This is a genomic window from Streptomyces sp. NPDC005303 (assembly GCF_040607335.1).
GTDB lineage: Bacteria > Actinomycetota > Actinomycetes > Streptomycetales > Streptomycetaceae > Streptomyces.
Window position 1 is genome coordinate 739,666 of record NZ_JBEXGM010000001.1, and the last position, 16,114, is coordinate 755,779.

Annotated in this window: 18 protein-coding genes; 12 read left to right on the forward strand and 6 right to left on the reverse strand. The window is 71.5% G+C overall.

The genetic code is table 11. The features are described 5' to 3' along the window. Window positions 1-15: 15 nt before the first annotated feature. A complete protein-coding gene (locus ABZT93_RS03515) occupies window positions 16-1,026 on the reverse strand; it encodes a GNAT family N-acetyltransferase (RefSeq protein ID WP_356098167.1) in 1,011 nt (336 codons plus the stop codon). 140 nt (window positions 1,027-1,166) lie between these two features. Between ABZT93_RS03515 and fdxA the strand changes: the two genes are divergently transcribed. Further along, entirely contained in the window at window positions 1,167-1,484 is a 318-nt protein-coding gene (gene fdxA / locus ABZT93_RS03520; protein WP_007384503.1) for a ferredoxin, read from the forward strand. Window positions 1,485-1,594: 110 nt separating this feature from the next. Then, window positions 1,595-2,689 (forward strand): bifunctional succinyldiaminopimelate transaminase/glutamate-prephenate aminotransferase, encoded by a 1,095-nt coding sequence (locus ABZT93_RS03525; RefSeq protein ID WP_356098169.1) that lies wholly within the window; start codon window positions 1,595-1,597, stop codon window positions 2,687-2,689. Between the two features lie 68 nt (window positions 2,690-2,757). Here the strand turns inward: ABZT93_RS03525 and ABZT93_RS03530 are convergent, their stop codons facing one another. Next, on the reverse strand, window positions 2,758-3,201 hold the full coding sequence (locus tag ABZT93_RS03530; RefSeq protein ID WP_356098172.1) for an ATP-binding protein: 444 nt from the start codon (window positions 3,199-3,201) through the stop codon (window positions 2,758-2,760). 274 nt (window positions 3,202-3,475) lie between these two features. Next, the gene (locus ABZT93_RS03535) at window positions 3,476-4,465 is read right to left on the reverse strand and encodes a heavy metal transporter (RefSeq protein WP_356098175.1); all 990 of its coding nucleotides are present in this window, start codon (window positions 4,463-4,465) and stop codon (window positions 3,476-3,478) included. Window positions 4,466-4,549: 84 nt separating this feature from the next. On the opposite strand from ABZT93_RS03535, the gene dapE reads away from it, so the two are divergent. Further along, complete coding sequence (dapE, locus tag ABZT93_RS03540; RefSeq protein WP_356098178.1) at window positions 4,550-5,629, forward strand: succinyl-diaminopimelate desuccinylase; 1,080 nt, start codon at window positions 4,550-4,552, stop codon at window positions 5,627-5,629. A 111-nt stretch (window positions 5,630-5,740) separates the two neighbouring features. Then, window positions 5,741-6,499, forward strand: a complete 759-nt coding sequence (locus ABZT93_RS03545) for a TIGR00730 family Rossman fold protein (protein WP_020119740.1) — start codon at window positions 5,741-5,743, stop codon at window positions 6,497-6,499. Window positions 6,500-6,681: 182 nt separating this feature from the next. Here ABZT93_RS03545 and folP read toward each other — a convergent pair whose 3' ends face one another. Then, complete coding sequence (gene folP / locus ABZT93_RS03550) at window positions 6,682-7,542, reverse strand: dihydropteroate synthase (RefSeq protein WP_356098181.1); 861 nt, start codon at window positions 7,540-7,542, stop codon at window positions 6,682-6,684. A gap of 146 nt (window positions 7,543-7,688) precedes the next feature. Here folP and ABZT93_RS03555 point away from each other — a divergent pair, with 146 nt between their 5' ends. Together ABZT93_RS03555 and ABZT93_RS03560 are read left to right on the forward strand one after the other, a co-directional pair. Continuing rightward, on the forward strand, window positions 7,689-8,048 hold the full coding sequence (locus tag ABZT93_RS03555; RefSeq protein WP_356098184.1) for a DivIVA domain-containing protein: 360 nt from the start codon (window positions 7,689-7,691) through the stop codon (window positions 8,046-8,048). Beyond that, on the forward strand, window positions 8,045-8,623 hold the full coding sequence (locus ABZT93_RS03560) for a DNA-3-methyladenine glycosylase I (RefSeq protein WP_356098187.1): 579 nt from the start codon (window positions 8,045-8,047) through the stop codon (window positions 8,621-8,623). The genes ABZT93_RS03555 and ABZT93_RS03560 overlap by 4 nt, the downstream gene beginning before the upstream one ends. A gap of 3 nt (window positions 8,624-8,626) precedes the next feature. On the opposite strand, the gene ABZT93_RS03565 is transcribed toward ABZT93_RS03560, so the two are convergent. Next, window positions 8,627-9,418 carry an enoyl-CoA hydratase-related protein gene (locus tag ABZT93_RS03565; protein ID WP_356098189.1) on the reverse strand — a complete coding sequence of 264 codons (792 nt, stop codon included), beginning with the start codon at window positions 9,416-9,418 and terminating at the stop codon, window positions 8,627-8,629. A 357-nt stretch (window positions 9,419-9,775) separates the two neighbouring features. Between ABZT93_RS03565 and ABZT93_RS03570 the strand changes: the two genes are divergently transcribed. Beyond that, on the forward strand, window positions 9,776-9,943 hold the full coding sequence (locus tag ABZT93_RS03570; RefSeq protein ID WP_003966491.1) for a DUF3117 domain-containing protein: 168 nt from the start codon (window positions 9,776-9,778) through the stop codon (window positions 9,941-9,943). A 131-nt stretch (window positions 9,944-10,074) separates the two neighbouring features. On the opposite strand, the gene ABZT93_RS03575 is transcribed toward ABZT93_RS03570, so the two are convergent. After that, on the reverse strand, window positions 10,075-10,773 hold the full coding sequence (locus tag ABZT93_RS03575) for an O-methyltransferase (RefSeq protein ID WP_356098476.1): 699 nt from the start codon (window positions 10,771-10,773) through the stop codon (window positions 10,075-10,077). A gap of 235 nt (window positions 10,774-11,008) precedes the next feature. On the opposite strand from ABZT93_RS03575, the gene sigE reads away from it, so the two are divergent. From sigE to ABZT93_RS03600, 5 genes are all read left to right on the forward strand, one after another. After that, window positions 11,009-11,707: an RNA polymerase sigma factor SigE gene (gene sigE / locus ABZT93_RS03580; protein ID WP_356098192.1), complete on the forward strand. Its 699-nt coding sequence runs from the start codon at window positions 11,009-11,011 to the stop codon at window positions 11,705-11,707. Then, window positions 11,704-12,663, forward strand: a complete 960-nt coding sequence (locus ABZT93_RS03585; protein ID WP_356098195.1) for a zf-HC2 domain-containing protein — start codon at window positions 11,704-11,706, stop codon at window positions 12,661-12,663. Before sigE ends, ABZT93_RS03585 begins: the two co-directional genes overlap by 4 nt. A 91-nt stretch (window positions 12,664-12,754) precedes the next feature. Beyond that, the gene (locus tag ABZT93_RS03590; protein ID WP_356098198.1) at window positions 12,755-14,413 is read left to right on the forward strand and encodes a trypsin-like peptidase domain-containing protein; all 1,659 of its coding nucleotides are present in this window, start codon (window positions 12,755-12,757) and stop codon (window positions 14,411-14,413) included. 266 nt (window positions 14,414-14,679) lie between these two features. Next, entirely contained in the window at window positions 14,680-15,108 is a 429-nt protein-coding gene (locus tag ABZT93_RS03595; protein WP_356098201.1) for a sec-independent translocase, read from the forward strand. Between the two features lie 293 nt (window positions 15,109-15,401). Next, on the forward strand, window positions 15,402-16,067 hold the full coding sequence (locus tag ABZT93_RS03600; RefSeq protein ID WP_356098203.1) for a hypothetical protein: 666 nt from the start codon (window positions 15,402-15,404) through the stop codon (window positions 16,065-16,067). Window positions 16,068-16,114 lie beyond the last annotated feature (47 nt).

Below are 16,114 nucleotides of genomic sequence, written 5' to 3' on the forward strand. Positions count from 1 at the left end.
CTTTCGATGCGATCGCTACCGCCGTGCCGCGCCGGAGACGTCCGGCTCGCGGTAGTGGTGGTAGGCGTGGTGCGCGGCGAACCCCAGCCGCTCGTACAGGGCCCGCGCACCGGCGTTGTCCGACTCGACCTGGAGCCAGGCGGCCGACGCTCCCTCGTCGAGGGCACGCTGTGCCAGGGCCGCCATCACCGTCGAGGCCAGCCCCCGTCGCCGTAGCGCGGGATCCACCTCGACCGCAGCGAACCCGGCCCACCGCCCGTCGACGACACACCGCCCGATCGCGGCCGGCGCGTCCTCGCCGGGGACGGTGGCGAACCACACCGAAGGACCGCTCCCGAGCACCCTCAGCGCCACGTCGCTCACCCCCTTGCGCTGGTAGCGCGCCAGCCAGGCGTCATCGGCCTCCCGGGACAGGACCACCTCATCGTCGGACGGCCGGTCGGCGACCGGCGCCAGCGCCCCGATCCACAGCTCCGCCGTCACCTCCCGCGTCCACCCGCGCGCCTCCAGCTCCGCGCACAGCACCTCCTGGGTTCCCGCGGCGCCGGTTGCGGTCTGTATGTACGCCGGCAGATCGCGCTCGCCGTACCACCGTCGTACGGCGCTCAGGGCCTCGTCGAGCGGCAGGCCAGGGTCGCCGAGCGGGAGGACGGAGTTGGCGCGGCGGGTGAAGCCGGAGGCGGCACGCAGCTCCCACTCGCCGAGCCGCTCGCTCTCCACCGGCTGCCAGCCGCGCGCGGCGATCCGGGCCAGTTCCTCGTACGAGGCGGCCGGGCCTCGGCGGCGGGCCGGCTCGGCGGCCACGACCTTGCCCGCCACCAGCGCGGATTCCGCTATGCGGACGCTCTGCCCGTCCCGGCGCGTGATCATCAGCACACCGCCGTCCCATGATGTGAGAACACCCACCGTGTCGGTGAACTTCTCCCGTGTGACGCCGGTTTCGGCAAGGTGGCGTACGGATACCCGTTTGCCCACGTCAGCTGCAGAGATGCGGACGACGAGACGGCCCGCGGCGGAGATTTCCACAGGTCAGTTCACCCCTCCTGTTCGGATCATGCCCAAGAACGGAGATACTAGGTGCGGGCATCGACGACGCCGCGCTCCCGCGCGCGAGGCGGCGGAGCCTGAGGAGGCCCGCCAGCGCCCTATGGAGGAGGAACGACAGCGTGACCTACGTCATCGCGCAGCCTTGTGTCGACGTGAAGGACAAGGCCTGCATCGAGGAGTGCCCGGTCGACTGCATCTACGAGGGCTCCCGGTCCTTGTACATCCACCCGGACGAATGCGTCGACTGTGGTGCGTGTGAGCCGGTCTGCCCGGTCGAGGCAATCTTCTACGAGGACGACACTCCGGACGAGTGGAAGGACTACTACAAGGCGAACGTCGAGTTCTTCGACGAGCTCGGCTCGCCCGGCGGCGCCAGCAAGCTGGGTCTGATCGAGCGGGACCACCCGTTCATCGCCGCGCTGCCGCCGCAGGCCTGATCAGCCGGCACCTTTCCGTGTCGCCTCGGTCCCGTACGGCCTGATCGCCCCCGATCGTGGCCTGCGGGACCGAAGTGTTCCCCGTACGACCCGAAAGTGAGCGCGACGCCGTGTCCGCAGTCTCCGACCGCCTTCCCACCTTCCCCTGGGACAAGCTGGAGCCGTACAAGAAGACGGCGGCCGCGCACCCCGGAGGCATCGTCGACCTGTCGGTCGGCACCCCGGTCGACCCGGTCCCCGATCTCGTGCAGAAGGCCCTGATCGACGCGGCGGACTCCCCGGGCTACCCGACGGTCTGGGGCACCCCGGCGCTGCGGGACGCGATCACCGGCTGGGTCGAGCGGCGGCTCGGCGCCCGCGAGGTCACCCACCGCCACGTCCTGCCGATCGTCGGCTCCAAGGAACTCGTCGCCTGGCTCCCCACCCAGCTGGGCCTCGGCCCCGGCGACCGGGTCGCCTACCCGCGCCTCGCCTACCCGACGTACGAGGTCGGCGCCCGCCTCGCCCGCGCCGAGTACGAGGTCTACGACGACCCCACCGAGCTGGACCCGGCGGGTCTGAAGCTCCTGTGGCTCAACTCGCCGTCCAACCCGACCGGCGAGGTGCTGTCCAAGGGCGAGCTGACGAGGATCGTCGCCTGGGCCAGGTCCCACGGGATCCTGGTCTTCTCCGACGAGTGCTACCTGGAGCTGGGCTGGGAAGCCGACCCGGTCTCGGTCCTGCACCCCGACGTCAACGGCGGCTCCTACGACGGCATCGTGGCCGTCCACTCGCTGTCCAAGCGCTCCAACCTCGCCGGTTACCGCGCGGCCTTCCTCGCGGGCGACCCGGCCGTCCTGGCGCCCCTCCTGGAGATCCGCAAGCACGGCGGCATGATGACCCCGGCGCCGACCCAGGCGGCGGTGGTGGCGGCCCTGGGCGACGACACGCACGTGCGTGAGCAGCGCGAGCGCTACACCGCTCGTAGGTCGCTGCTGCGCGAGGCCCTGCTGAACCACGGCTTCCGTATCGAGCACAGCGAGGCGAGCCTCTACCTGTGGGCGACCAGGGACGAGTCCTGCTGGGCCACGGTCGCCCACCTGGCCGACCTCGGCATCCTGGTGGCCCCGGGCGACTTCTACGGCGCGGCGGGCGAGAAGTTCGTACGCGTCGCGCTGACGGCGACGGACGAGCGGGTGCGGGCGGCGGTCGAGCGCCTGGCGTAGGGGCGCGGACATACGGCGAAGGGGCCCAGGACGGCTTTCCTGGGCCCCTTCACCGTATGCGCGAGGTACTAGCCGATCGGGAGGCCCTTCACCGGCAGGCTGCCCGCCGCCGGCAGGCCGCCGCCCTTGGTGACGGAGTCGGTCGGCAGACCGCCCTTCGTCGCCGTGGACGTCGTGTCGCCGAGGACGCTCCCGGCGGAGCCCGCGGCCTCGCCCGCCGCCTTCTGCGCGACCGGCGCCATCTTCTTCACGGCCTTGCCCGCGGACGGCACCGCCTTCTGGACCGCCTTGCCGCCGGTCTTGCCCGCGGTCCCGGCCAGGGTCTGCGTCGCGCCGTCCACCGTGTTGCCGACGTTCGCCCCGTCCAGAGCGGTCAGCCCGCCGAGGTTCGGAGTGGCGGGCAGCGCGGCGGGGGCCGCACTGGCGGAGCCGGCCGCACCGACCCCGGCGGCCGCTCCGGCAGCGACGAGCAGCGCGGCACGGGCGATCCTGCGGGTCAGGGGGAGGGACATGTTGCTCCTTCGACGGAGGAAACGTTGCTAGGACGCCGTGACTACCGCTCGAAGCCGACGAAGGTTGCGGACGTGCAACGTAAAGAGTTGGCAATGCGTCGCATTATCACCTACGGATAAAAACGGGCAAAAAGCTTCCGGTCTGAAAGTCCGCCAAATCCTCGCAGCCCTTTGTTCTCAAGGGTTTTGGCCGATACGGGGGTGAGGTGACGAAAACCTGCGCACACCCGCTCCGGCGGTGGCCGGACGTGACCCTTCCAGGCGATCTTCCGAACTACCGTGCCGTCAGTATCCGCACCGCGCCCGTGCCGCCCTCGCCGGCCGCCGTACGCCACTCGCTGTCCGTGTTCCCGGCCGTCCACTGCCGCCCGGCGTACGAGACCCGCTCGATGCGCAGCGCCGAGGAGTTGGCGACGGCCCAGTGGGCGAGCTGCCAGCCGCGTTCCGTGCGGCTGCGGTCGGAACCCGGGCCGGTGTCCCCCCGCACGGGGAGCGTCACGGTGCGGGCGTCGGCCGCGGTGGGCGTCGGGCTCGGCGCGGTCTTGCCGCCCACCTCCGCGGCGGTCGTCTCCAACGCGTCGCGCCCGAAGTCCCGTACGAGAGCCGACCGGACCGCGTCGGGGCCCGTGGCGGCGGCCTGGGTGCCCGTGCCGGCGGCCCGGGCGGCCTGGGTGGCGTCCTGGCGGCCGTCACAGGTCAGGGTGGCCGCCGAGGTGCCGGTGAGGGCGGCGGCCAGCAGTGTGGCGTCCGGCTCGTGCTTGGCGTACGCCTCCGGATATCCACTGCGCTGCACGCGCTGGGCGGCGACGGTCAGCGGGAGGTCCTGGTAGCCCTTCACCTTGACCAGGTGCTTGTAGAACGCGCCCGCCGCGTATGTCGGGTCCAGGATCTCCTTCGGGGTGCCCCAGCCCTGCGAGGGCCGCTGCTGGAACAGCCCGAGGGAGTCACGGTCGCCGTGCGAGATGTTGCGCAGCCCCGACTCCTGGAGCGCGGTGGCCAGCGCGATGGCCACGGCCCGCTCCGGCAGCCCGCGCCCGGTGCCGACGGCGGTGATCGTCGCGGCGTTCACCGCCTGCTCGGGCGTGAACTCGTACGACGGCCCGCCCGCGCCGCCGGAGACGACTCTGCAGCGCGGCCCGTCGGTGCCTCCTGTGACGTACTGCACCACGAGGTAACCGGCGAGCGCGCACAGGACCACGAGGGCCGACCCGAAGCGGAGGAGACGGCCACGGCGCTTGCGAGTAGGGGGCAACGGCTCTGGCATCCCGACAAGATACTGGAGAGTACTGAGACGCTTGCGCCGGACGGGGACAGTGAGGGCGGGCAGCGGGGCGTTAGGGTCGGGAGCATGGCCGACACCCCTCTTGACCTTTCGCTGGACGCAGCCCGGCTCACCGCGCAGCTCGTCGACTTCCCCTCCGAGAGCGGCACCGAGAAGCCTCTCGCGGACGCGATCGAGACCGCGCTGCGCGCTGTGCCGCACCTGACGGTCGACCGGCACGGCAACAACGTCGTCGCCCGCACGGACCTCGGCCGTCCGGAACGCGTCATCCTCGCCGGCCACATCGACACGGTCCCCATCGCGGGCAACGTCCCCTCCCGCCTCGACGACGAGGGCTATCTGTGGGGCTGCGGCACCTGCGACATGAAGTCCGGGGTCGCGGTCCAGCTGCGCATCGCGGCGACGGTCCCGGAGCCCAACCGCGACCTCACCTTCATCTTCTACGACAACGAAGAGGTGGCGGCCCATCTCAACGGCCTGGGTCATGTGGCCGAGGTCCACCCCGAGTGGCTGGAGGGCGACTTCGCGGTCCTCCTGGAGCCGACGGACAACCAGGTCGAGGGCGGCTGCCAGGGAACCCTGCGGGTGCTGCTGACGTTCAAGGGAGAGCGGGCGCACTCCGCGCGCGCGTGGATGGGGTCCAACGCGATCCACAAGGCGGCCCCCGCCCTCGCGAAGCTGGCGGCCTACGAGCCGCGCAAGCCGGTGGTGGACGGGCTGGAGTTCCACGAGGGTCTCAACGCCGTCCGGGTGGAGGGCGGCGTGGCGACGAACGTCATCCCCGACTCCTGCACGCTGACGGTCAACTTCCGTTACGCGCCGGACCGCAGCGAGGCCGAGGCGGAGGCCTTCGTGCGGGACTTCTTCGCGGACTGCGGAGTCGACGAGTTCACCGTCGACGATCACACCGGCGGCGCCCGCCCCGGCCTCACCCACCCCGTCGCCCAGGCCTTCATGGCCGCGGTCGGCGGCGTCGCCCGCCCCAAGTTCGGCTGGACGGACGTGTCCCGCTTCAGCGCGCTCGGCGTGCCCGCGGTGAACTACAGCCCCGGTCAGCCGCTGCTCGCGCACAAGGTCGACGAGCGGGTGAAGGCGTCGCTGATCCCGGAGGCGGAGTCGCGGCTGCGGGCCTGGCTGACGTCGTAGGAAGGCGGTGCTCCGGTGGGCGCTTCATGGCGGACACGCGGACGTCCCCCCTCCGTAACCCGCGTAGATCTACGCTGAGATGGAAAGACCAGGCAAGCGGAGGGAGCGCACATGGCTACCGGGAACCCCGAGGGCAAGAAGCAGCCGCCGGAGGAGCAGCGCCTGGGACCTGTCCTCCGCAGGCGGGGACAGGTCACGGCGAGCACGACCGACCAGCGCCTGCTGGACGCGGGCGGCCCCTCGGACTGGGTCCACACCGACCCCTGGCGCGTCCTGCGCATCCAGTCGGAGTTCATCGAGGGCTTCGGCACGCTGGCCGAACTCCCGCCCGCGATCAGCGTGTTCGGCTCGGCGCGGACACCTGCGGACTCGCCTGAGTACGAGGCGGGCGTGCGGCTCGGCCGGGGCCTGGTGGAGGCGGGCTTCGCCGTGATCACCGGCGGCGGCCCCGGCGCCATGGAGGCGGCCAACAAGGGCGCCTGCGAGGCGGGCGGCACCTCGGTCGGCCTCGGCATCGAGCTCCCCTTCGAGCAGGGGCTCAACCCCTACGTCGACATCGGTCTCAACTTCCGCTACTTCTTCGTCCGCAAGATGATGTTCGTGAAGTACGCGCAGGGGTTCGTGGTCCTGCCGGGCGGACTCGGCACCCTCGACGAACTCTTCGAGGCCCTGACCCTCGTCCAGACCCAGAAGGTCACCCGCTTCCCGATCGTCCTCTTCGGCAGCGAGTACTGGGGCGGACTGGTCGACTGGCTCACCAACACCCTGATCGCCCAGGGCAAGGCGTCGGAGAAGGACCTGCTGCTGTTCCACGTGACGGACGACGTGGACGAGGCGGTGGCATTGGTGTCGAAGGAGGCGGGTCGGTAGCCCTTGAGGCCTTGGATTGCCGGAGGGGTGAATTCAGCCCCTCCGGCGTTTGAGGAGCGGGGGTCGAAGGGGGCGGAGCCCCCTGGGGACGGGACGGGACGGGACGGGACGGGACGGGACGGGACGGGACGGGACGGGACGGGACGGGACGGGACGGGTAGGGGCGTCGGGGGCGAAACCCTCTACGCCAGCCCACGACGAGCGACCGCCGGCGGCCGATGCCCGGCGATCGACGCCACCATGTCCAGCACCTGCCGCGTCTCCGCCACCTCGTGCACCCGGTACACCTGCGCCCCCAGCCACGCGGACACCGCGGTCGTCGCCAGCGTCCCCACCACCCGCTCCTTCACCGGCTTGTCCAAGGTCTCGCCCACGAAGTCCTTGTTGGACAGGGAGACCAGCACAGGCCACCCGGTCTCGACCATCTCGCCCAATCGCCGGGTCGCCTCAAGACTGTGCCGGGTGTTCTTCCCGAAGTCGTGCCCGGGATCGATCAGCACCGACTCCCGGGGCACCCCCAGCGCGACCGCCCGCTCCGCCAGCCCCACGGTCACCCGCAGGATGTCGGCCATGACGTCGTCGTACATCACCCGATGCGGCCGCGTACGAGGCTCCGCGCCCCCGGCGTGCGTGCACACGAGCCCCACCCCGTAACGCGCGGCGACCTCGGCCAGCCCCGGATCGACCCCGCCCCAGGCGTCGTTCAGCAGGTCCGCCCCCGCCTCGCACACCGCCTCGCCGACGGACGCACGCCAGGTGTCGACGCTGATGATCACGTCGGGGAACCGCCGCCGCACCTCCGCCACGAACCCGACGGTCCGCCGTGCCTCCTCCGCCGCGGACACCTCTTCGCCCGGCCCGGCCTTGACCCCGCCGACGTCGATGACGGCCGCCCCCTCGGCCACCGCCTGCTCCACGCGCGCGAGGGCGGGCTCGTCGAGGAAGGTGGCTCCCTGGTCGTAGAAGGAGTCGGGGGTCCGGTTCACGATCGCCATGATCACCGGCTCGTGCGCGTCGAATTCACGCCTGCCCAGCCTGAGCATCCCCTGTGACCTCACTTCCTACGTCTGTGTGTTCGGTCTTCGCGGCCGCCTGCGACCCTAACTGTCAGACTCGCATGGCACGATCGGACCCTGACACATTCGACGCCGGTGGCCGGCCGCCGGCAGGGACCCTGGGGACCTCAGCGATGGTTATGTTCTTGTTCCTGGTCATCGCGCTCGCGGTCGTGGTCGCCGCGGTGACGCTGGCCGTGGTGGGCGGCGGGGAGAGCGACGGCCCGCTGCCGGACGTCGCCCCCGAGCGGCTCCAGGACCCGCTGCCGCCGGACCGCCCGGTGAACCGCGCGGACATCGAGGGCCTGCGCTTCCCGCTGACCGCCCGCGGCTACCGCATGGCGGACGTGGACGACGCGCTCAGCCGCCTCGGCGCCGAGCTCGCCGAGCGGGACGCCCGGATCGCCGACCTGGAGTCCGCGCTGGCCGGCGCCCAGGCCGCGGCCCACGTCGCCCTGCACAAGCCGGAGCACGGCCAGGGGGAGCAGCAGTGAGCGACGGCACCGCCCTGGCCGGCCCGGACGGCGCGCCGCGCTGCCCCTGGGCCCTGTCCACGCCGGACTACGTGGCGTACCACGACGAGGAGTGGGGCCGCCCGGTCCACGGCGACGACGCCCTCTTCGAGCGGCTCAGCCTGGAGGCCTTCCAGTCCGGCCTGTCCTGGATCACCATCCTGCGCCGCCGCGAAGGCTTCCGGGCCGCCTTCTCGGGCTTCGAGATCGCCAAGGTGGCCACCTTCGGCGAGGCCGACCGGGACCGCCTGCTGCTCGACCCGGGGATCATCCGCAACCGCGCCAAGATCGACGCGACGATGGCCAACGCGCGCGTGCTGGCCGAATGGTCCCCGGGCGAGCTGGACGAGCTGATCTGGTCCCACGCGCCGGCCTCGCACGCCGTCCCCAGGACCCTGGCGGACGTCCCCGCGGTCACCCCGGAGTCGACCGCCCTGTCCAAGGCCCTGAAGAAGCGCGGCCTGCGCTTCGTGGGCCCCACGACGGCGTACGCGCTGATGCAGGCGTGCGGACTGGTGGACGACCACCTGGAGACATGCGTCGCGAGAACCCGCTGAGCCCTACCGGCCCAGGTACTTGGGCGTCTCCTTGTTCACGAAGGCCCGCACCGCGATCGCGTGGTCCTCGGAGGCCCCGGCCCGCGTCTGCAGCTCGTCCTCCTTCTCCAGCGTCTGAGCCAGGGTGTGCGACAGCGCGTACGCGAGGGACTCCTTGATCGCGCCGTACGCCACCGTCGGCCCCTCGGCCAGGGCCCGCGCCACCTTCTCGGCCTCCGCGGGCAGCTCGGTGGACGGCACGAGGCGGTTCACGATGCCCAGGTCGTGCGCGTCCCGGGCCGACATGGTCCGCGGGAAGAGCAGCAGGTCGGCGGCGCGCCCCGGCCCCACCACCCGCGGCAGCGTCCATGAGATCCCGGAGTCCGCGGTCAGCGCCACGCCCGCGAACGAGGTGTTGAACGCGGCCGTGTCCGCCGCCACCCGGTAGTCCGCCGCGAGCGCGATCCCGAACCCGGCGCCCGCCGCGACCCCGTTCACCCCGGCCACCACCGGCTTCGGCATCTCCGTCAGCGCCCGCACGACCGGGTTGTAGTGCTCCCTGACCGTGCTCATGACCTCCGTCGAGCCCTCGGCGAGCAGCCCGATGTGCTCCTTGAGGTCCTGCCCCACGCAGAACGCCCGCTCCCCGGCGGCGGTGAGCAGCACGGCCCGCACGGCGTCGTCCGAGGCCGCCGACTCCACGGCCTCCCGCAGCGCGACCTTCGTGGCGATGTTCAGCGCGTTCATCGCCTCCGGCCGGTTCAGCGTGATCGTCGCGAGCCCGTCGTGCACCTCGTAGAGCACGGTGTCGGCCATGGCGTATCCCCTCCGGTGTGTCCGCTGCATCCGATGTCGAAGGACAGCATGGCGGAGATCGCCGTCCGAGGACCGGACCGGACGTGTGACCTGCGTCAAACAAATCCTGAGCGCTCATCACCGCCTGGGATCCGCGCGGTGGCGGAGTATCGCAGCCACATCGCCGAATTGAGTGGTTTTGCTCGCGCGCGTTGCCCAAGCGATGCCGACTGATGTTGGTCATCGGGTCCTGAGATGCGGGATAATGGCTTGGAAGCAATGTGTTCGATGCCGGTGGCGCGTGTCCCACTTTGACGCGCGTGCCCTCCCGGGGCCGTCGGCTTTGACGATGAGCTGGTTTCAGGAAGGGGAACGAGCATGGCGGCCATGAAGCCGCGGACGGGCGATGGCCCGCTCGAGGTGACCAAGGAGGGGCGGGGCATTGTCATGCGCGTTCCGCTCGAAGGCGGCGGTCGACTCGTCGTCGAGCTGACCCCTGACGAGGCCGACGCGCTCGGTGACGCCCTCAAGAAGGTCGTCGGCTGACGCGGAAGCGACCATACCCTTTCGGTTGCCCCGGCATCTCATGAGGTGCCGGGGCAGCGGTTTGCCCGGGCGGTTCCACGAATGGCCGTACGGCCCTCACCGGGTCCCGGGCCCGGTTCCGGGCCACCGGCTCAGCGCTTGACGGCGCAGAGCAGTCCGTCACCCACCGGCAGCAGCGACGGCACCAGATCCTGGCTCTCGCGTACGGCCCGCAGCAGCTCCCTGAGGCGCAGCACCTCCGTGGGCTGCGGTCCCGAGTCCATGGTGCGGCCGTTGGCGAAGACGCCCTCGAAGACCACCAGGCCGCCAGGACGCAGCAGGCGCAACGATTCAGCGAGGTAGTCCATGACCTCCTGCCGGTCGCCGTCGCAGAAGACGAGGTCGTAGCCGACGTCGGCGAGACGGGGCAGCACGTCCAGGGCCCGGCCCGGGATGAAGCGGGCCCGGTTGCTGGCGAAGCCGCAGGCGCGGAAGGCCTGGCGGGCGAACTGCTGGTGCTCCGGCTCGGGGTCGACGGTGGTCAGCACCCCGTCCGGGCGCATGCCGTGCAGCAGGTGGATTCCGGAGACACCGGTCCCGGTGCCGATCTCGGCGACCGCCTTGGCGTCCACGGAGGCGGCCAGCAACCGCAACGCCGCGCCCGCGCCGGGCGACACCGAGCGCAGCCCCGCCTCACGGGCCCTGTCGCGGGCCCAGCGCAGGACTTCGTCCTCGGCGACGTAGGCGTCGGCGAACGCCCAGCTCGTCTGCCGGTTGCCGGTAATGGCCCTCTCCTTGCCCCGTGGTTGCCTGGGCGTGACTGTATCCGTTGGTGCCGGGAACCCGCAGATGGGACCGGGCGTTTAGAGGGGTGGAGACGCACCCGGGGGGACACAGTTGGATCACGAAGCCGAGCAGGCCCTCGAGCAACTGCTGACGCAGGGGACCGAGTGGTATCAGCCCAGATCAAATTCTCGTAAAACCGCTTATCCGGAGCTAACGGGCGAGGTGGCTATGGTAGGGGCTCCACTGGAGACAACCAGAGCCGACAGGGGAGGTGCGGCCGCGCCTGGGGATCGTGGGGGAATGCTGCGGCGCTTCCTCGGATCGGCGGGCAGGCCGAAATCCGTGAACGACACCGCTGACCGCAGCCACGCCGGCGACTACGCCCAGACCGCGACCTTTTCCACCGACGCGGACGGGCAGGCGTGGACTCCGCCCACCTGGGAGGAGATCGTCAGCACGCACAGCGGCCGCGTCTACCGCCTCGCGTACCGCCTCACCGGTAACCAGCACGACGCCGAGGACCTCACGCAGGAGGTCTTCGTCCGCGTCTTCCGCTCGCTGTCCACCTACACACCGGGCACCTTCGAGGGCTGGCTGCACCGCATCACCACCAACCTCTTCCTGGACATGGTCCGCCGCAAGCAGCGCATCCGCTTCGACGCCCTCGGCGAGGACGCGGCCGAGCGACTGCCCAGCCGCGAGCCGTCACCCCAGCAGGTCTTCAACGACGCCCACTTCGACGCGGACGTCCAGCAGGCCCTCGACACCCTCGCGCCGGAGTTCCGCGCCGCGGTCGTCCTGTGCGACATCGAGGGACTGTCGTACGAGGAGATCGCCGCGACCCTCGGGGTCAAGCTCGGCACCGTCCGCTCGCGGATCCACCGCGGCCGTTCCCAGCTGCGCAAGGCCCTCGCCCATCGCTCACCCGAGGCCCGTGCCGAGCGCCGCTCGTTCATGGCCCGGGTCCCCGCGCTGGGGGGAGGGGGCGCGTCCGCGTGAGTGGATCACTGCCCAAACCCGGCGAGGGGAGCCTCGCGGAACAGCACCTGGGAGACCGGCTCGCCGCCCTGGTGGACGGTGAGCTCGGTCATGCCACGCGGGAGCGTGTTCTCGCGCATCTCGCCACCTGCCCGAAATGCAAGGCGGAGGCGGACGCCCAGCGCCGCCTGAAGAACGTCTTCGCGGAGGCCGCGCCGCCCCCGCCCTCCGAGAGCTTCCTGGCCCGCCTCCAAGGGCTGCCGGGAGGTGATCCGGAGGACGGCGACGGCTCGCCGTTCGGCGGGGGGTTCGGAGGACTGTCGGGACGATCCGGCACCACCGGGGCCTTCGGCGTGAGACGTGGCGAGCGCTTCGAGTTCGACTACGTCCCCGCCCGCCCGCACCCGGGGGCGCTCCCGCCCTCCGCGGGCCGGGGGTTCCGCATCCATGACGTCAGCCGTCACGAGACCGACCGTTCGGCCTCGCGCGGCATGCGGTTCGCGGTCGTCGCCGCCGGGGCGGTGTCGCTGGCCGCGATCGCGCTGGGCGGCGTCACCACGGGCATGTCGGGTGACACCGACGCCCGCGGGGCCGGCAGCAACGTGACTCCGGCGCGCACACCGGGCACGGGAGCCGCGGTGCCGGAGAACCAGCGCCGCCGTGGCGTGGGGCCGCTGCTCGCGCAGGAACAGGGGCAGCGGACGCAGGACGACATCCCGGTCTCCCCGACCACGGCGTCCGCACCGCTGCTGCCGGGTATCCCCGCCCAGGTGCAGGAGGCGGCGCTGCACACCCTCACGGCGCCCGTGGTCGCCGGTGCCGCAGCGATGTCCCCTCTCATACGTCCGCTCAGCGCCACCCCGCCGCTCACCCTGACGTCCCTGTCCACCACCCCGGACCTCTCGGCCTCCGGTTTCCTCACCGCACCCGCCCCCCACACCGCATCAGCGCCCACGCCCCCCGGCACCACACGCTGACCGGCGCCCTGCTCCGCGGCGCCCGAACCTGGTTGAATCCACAGACAGGTCGACGCGCCGCGCACCGCGGCCGGTCAGCTGTGGGGAGAGCATGGACGAGGGCAAGCCCACAAAGAGCGATACGCCGACGACCGACACGGCACGTTCCGACGGCGACTTCCTGCTGAGGGCTCCGCGCGGCGGGACCGACTCGGAGGGCGACCACGAGCTCACGGCCCCCCGGGACTCGTCCGACGCGGAGGGGGACTTCACACTGGCACAGCCTGTGCCGACGGCTGCCCTGCCGATGGAGGCTCCTGCGACGCACGCTCCCGTCGGCGAGCACTCCACCGAGCCGGTCGCTCCTGCCGAGCCCGTCGCAGACCGTCCCGCGCCTGTGCCCGCCCCCGACTCCACCAGCACCCCGCCCTACGGCGTACCGGGCCCCTGGGCCCCCGCCCCACCGGTCCAGCACCCGGCGACCACACCCGCACACGGCACGGCGACACCGGCACCGCCCGGGGCCGCGCCGACCATCCCCTCGACCCCCACGCCCACCCCTGCCCCCACGCCCTGGCGGAACTACGACCCCTGGGCCCCGGTCCCCGCCCCCCTCCAGCAGACCGGTGCCGTAGTGGACACCGAGGACACCCGGCGTCGCCGGGCCCGGCGGGCGCTTGTCGTCGGCGCTCTCCTGCTCGCGCTCGCGGCCGGCGGGATCGGTGGGGCCGTAGGGGCGTATCTCGAGCGCAACGGCGTAGGGGGTGACGTCGTGGAGTTGCCGCAGGCCGGGGAGGAGCCCGTCCGGCGTGCTCCTGACAGTGTCGCCGGAATCGCCGCGAGGGCCCTGCCCAGTGTCGTGACCCTGCATGTGAGCGGGGCCGAGGAGTCAGGGACCGGGACCGGTTTCGTGCTGGACGATCACGGCCACATCCTCACCAACAACCACGTCGTGGAGCCGGCCGGCCCCGACGGCAGGATATCGGTGACCTTCCGCGGCGGGGACACCGCAGAGGCCACCGTCGTGGGGCGGGACAGCGGGTACGACCTCGCCGTCGTCAAGGTGAGCGGTGTCCGCGGTCTGCGGCCCATGGCGCTCGGCAACTCCGACAACGTCCAGGTCGGCGACCCCGTGGTGGCCATCGGAGCCCCCTTCGACCTGGAGGGCACCGTCACCTCCGGGATCATCAGCGCGAAGGAACGGCCCATCACCGCCGGGGACGAGAGCGGGGATGGGAGCGACGTGTCGTACGTCGACGCCCTGCAGACCGACGCACCCATCAACCCCGGCAACTCCGGCGGCCCTCTCCTCGACTCCCGCGCCCGTGTCATCGGCATCAACTCCGCCATCCGTTCCGCCGCCGACGACTCCGGTTCCGGGAGCGGACAGGCCGGTTCGATAGGTCTCGGTTTCGCCATTCCCGTCAACCAGGCCAAGCGGGTCGCGGAGGAACTGATCAACACCGGCAAGGCGACCCATCCGGTCATCGGTGTCACCCTCGACATGGACTACACCGGCGACGGCGCCCGCGTCGGGGCGAGGGGCGGCGACGGCGGACCCGCCGTGACCGAGGGCGGTCCGGGCGACCGGGCCGGGCTGCGGGCGGGCGATGTCATCACCGAGGTCGACGGCCGCCGTATCCACTCCGGCGACGAGCTCATCGTGAAGACCCGCGCCCACCGCCCCGGCGACCACCTGGAACTCACCCTGGAGCGCGACGGCAGGGAAAGGAACGTCTCGCTGGTCCTCGGATCCTCGGACGGCGACTAAGAGAATCGACAGAGAACCGCAAGAGGATCGGCAGAGAACCGACGGCGGACCAGCGCGGGACCGATTGACAGAAACCCCACAGACACGGCCCGAACCCCGCTCCACAAGGCAAACAACCCGGAAAACCGCCCACCCGCCCGCACTCGGAGTCCCCGGGACAGTACCGGTCGTACGGGATCCCCAGGTACCGTGGACCCGGCCCGGACCACGGAAGACCGCACAGACCCCCGAGGGCCGAGGACCGAGGACATCGCAAGGAGCTTCAGGTGTTCAATGACATAGGACCGCTCGAGCTGATCACGCTCGTTGTCCTCGCCGTGCTCGTCTTCGGTCCGGACAAGCTTCCGAAGGTCATCCAGGACGTCATGCGGACGGTGCGCAAGATCCGCGAGTTCTCGGAGAGCGCCAAGCAGGACATCCGCTCGGAGCTGGGCCCGGAGTTCAAGGACTTCGAGTTCGAGGACCTCAACCCCAAGACGTTCATCCGCAAGCACCTGGACAACGACGAGCTGGGGCTCAAGGAGATCCGCAACGGCTTCGACCTGAAGAAGGAGATGGCCGAGGTCACCGACGCGGTGCACAGCACGGACACCTCGCCGTCCTCGTCCTCCTCCGGCGGCCGGATCGACATGACCAAGAAGCCCGAGGAGCTCGGCAAGGACGACCGCCCGCCCTTCGACGCGGACGCCACCTGAGCCGTACGCCCCACCGGAAGGCGCCTGCCGAGCAGTTCAGCTCGCGGGCGCCTTTCCCGTCGTACGTGACGCGTTTCATACCCCGCTCTCACTCCGTACGGCGCTCGTATGCACTCGTACGGCCTGAAGGCGCGCCCCGTGAGCCCCGCGCGCGCCGGGCGGTTTCCCCGCAGCTCGGAGCGGTGTGGCTATGCTGCCGAGTTGTTGTGCGGGCCGTACGCGAACCAGCGACGCCGCCCGAAGGGGGGCGGGCCGGTCCGGTCCGACGAGCACTAGTAGGAGGCGTCCGGCACATGGAGACGACGAGTGGGGCGGTCGCGCAGGCGCCGACCGCGGAGGGTGGCCAGCAGGTTCCCTCCGCCCGGCGCACGGTCGACGGCTACCTTCAGGCGCCCTTCCCCTGGTACGGCCTCGACGAGGCCTTCACCGGGCCGCGCTGGCTGATGCAGGTCGGCACGTCGGCCGACGGGGCCGTCGAACACGGGTCGATCGGCCACGGTGACGAGCCCTCCGTGAAGAACGAGGCGGGCTCCACGGGAGAGCCGAAGGAGAAGTTCGCGGTCGTCGTGACCGTCGCCGCGAACCCGTCCCGCAGGAGCGCGGACGGCACGGGACTGCTGGAGGCCACGTCGGTCTCCTCCGCCGCCTGGCTGGCCGGGGTGGGCCTGCTGTCGTTCACCTGGCCCGGGCAGATGGACCACTCCCTGCGCGACGACTGGCTGGACCAGCAGACCGAGACGGCCTGGGTCCTGGCGGACGACCTCCAAGGCCCCGACTGGTCCACCCTGTCCCTCCCGGTGGACGGCGTGCCCACGACGTTCCACTACCGGGAGTCGGAGTTCGGCTGGGTCCTCGCGGGCTCCACCCAGGAGGGGGTGCACGTGGGGGCGTACGGGAGAGGCATGAGCGCGTACGGGCTGGGGTTCGCGATGATCAAGGACATCTCCGCGTACGCCTAGTGCGAGCGGGGCACCGAGGACCGGTCCGCGCGGTGCCCGACGACTGC

Coding starts and splice junctions, on each gene's coding strand:
- ABZT93_RS03600 (WP_356098203.1), top strand. CDS start 15,402: ATGGAGACGACGAGTGGGGCGGTCGCGCAGGCGCCGACCGCGGAGGGT.
- ABZT93_RS03590 (WP_356098198.1), top strand. CDS start 12,755: ATGGACGAGGGCAAGCCCACAAAGAGCGATACGCCGACGACCGACACG.
- ABZT93_RS03530 (WP_356098172.1), bottom strand. CDS start 3,201: ATGTCCCTCCCCCTGACCCGCAGGATCGCCCGTGCCGCGCTGCTCGTC.
- ABZT93_RS03565 (WP_356098189.1), bottom strand. CDS start 9,418: ATGGCCGACACCGTGCTCTACGAGGTGCACGACGGGCTCGCGACGATC.
- ABZT93_RS03535 (WP_356098175.1), bottom strand. CDS start 4,465: ATGCCAGAGCCGTTGCCCCCTACTCGCAAGCGCCGTGGCCGTCTCCTC.
- ABZT93_RS03545 (WP_020119740.1), top strand. CDS start 5,741: ATGGCTACCGGGAACCCCGAGGGCAAGAAGCAGCCGCCGGAGGAGCAG.
- ABZT93_RS03555 (WP_356098184.1), top strand. CDS start 7,689: ATGGTTATGTTCTTGTTCCTGGTCATCGCGCTCGCGGTCGTGGTCGCC.
- sigE (WP_356098192.1), top strand. CDS start 11,009: ATGCTGCGGCGCTTCCTCGGATCGGCGGGCAGGCCGAAATCCGTGAAC.
- folP (WP_356098181.1), bottom strand. CDS start 7,542: ATGCTCAGGCTGGGCAGGCGTGAATTCGACGCGCACGAGCCGGTGATC.
- dapE (WP_356098178.1), top strand. CDS start 4,550: ATGGCCGACACCCCTCTTGACCTTTCGCTGGACGCAGCCCGGCTCACC.
- ABZT93_RS03570 (WP_003966491.1), top strand. CDS start 9,776: ATGGCGGCCATGAAGCCGCGGACGGGCGATGGCCCGCTCGAGGTGACC.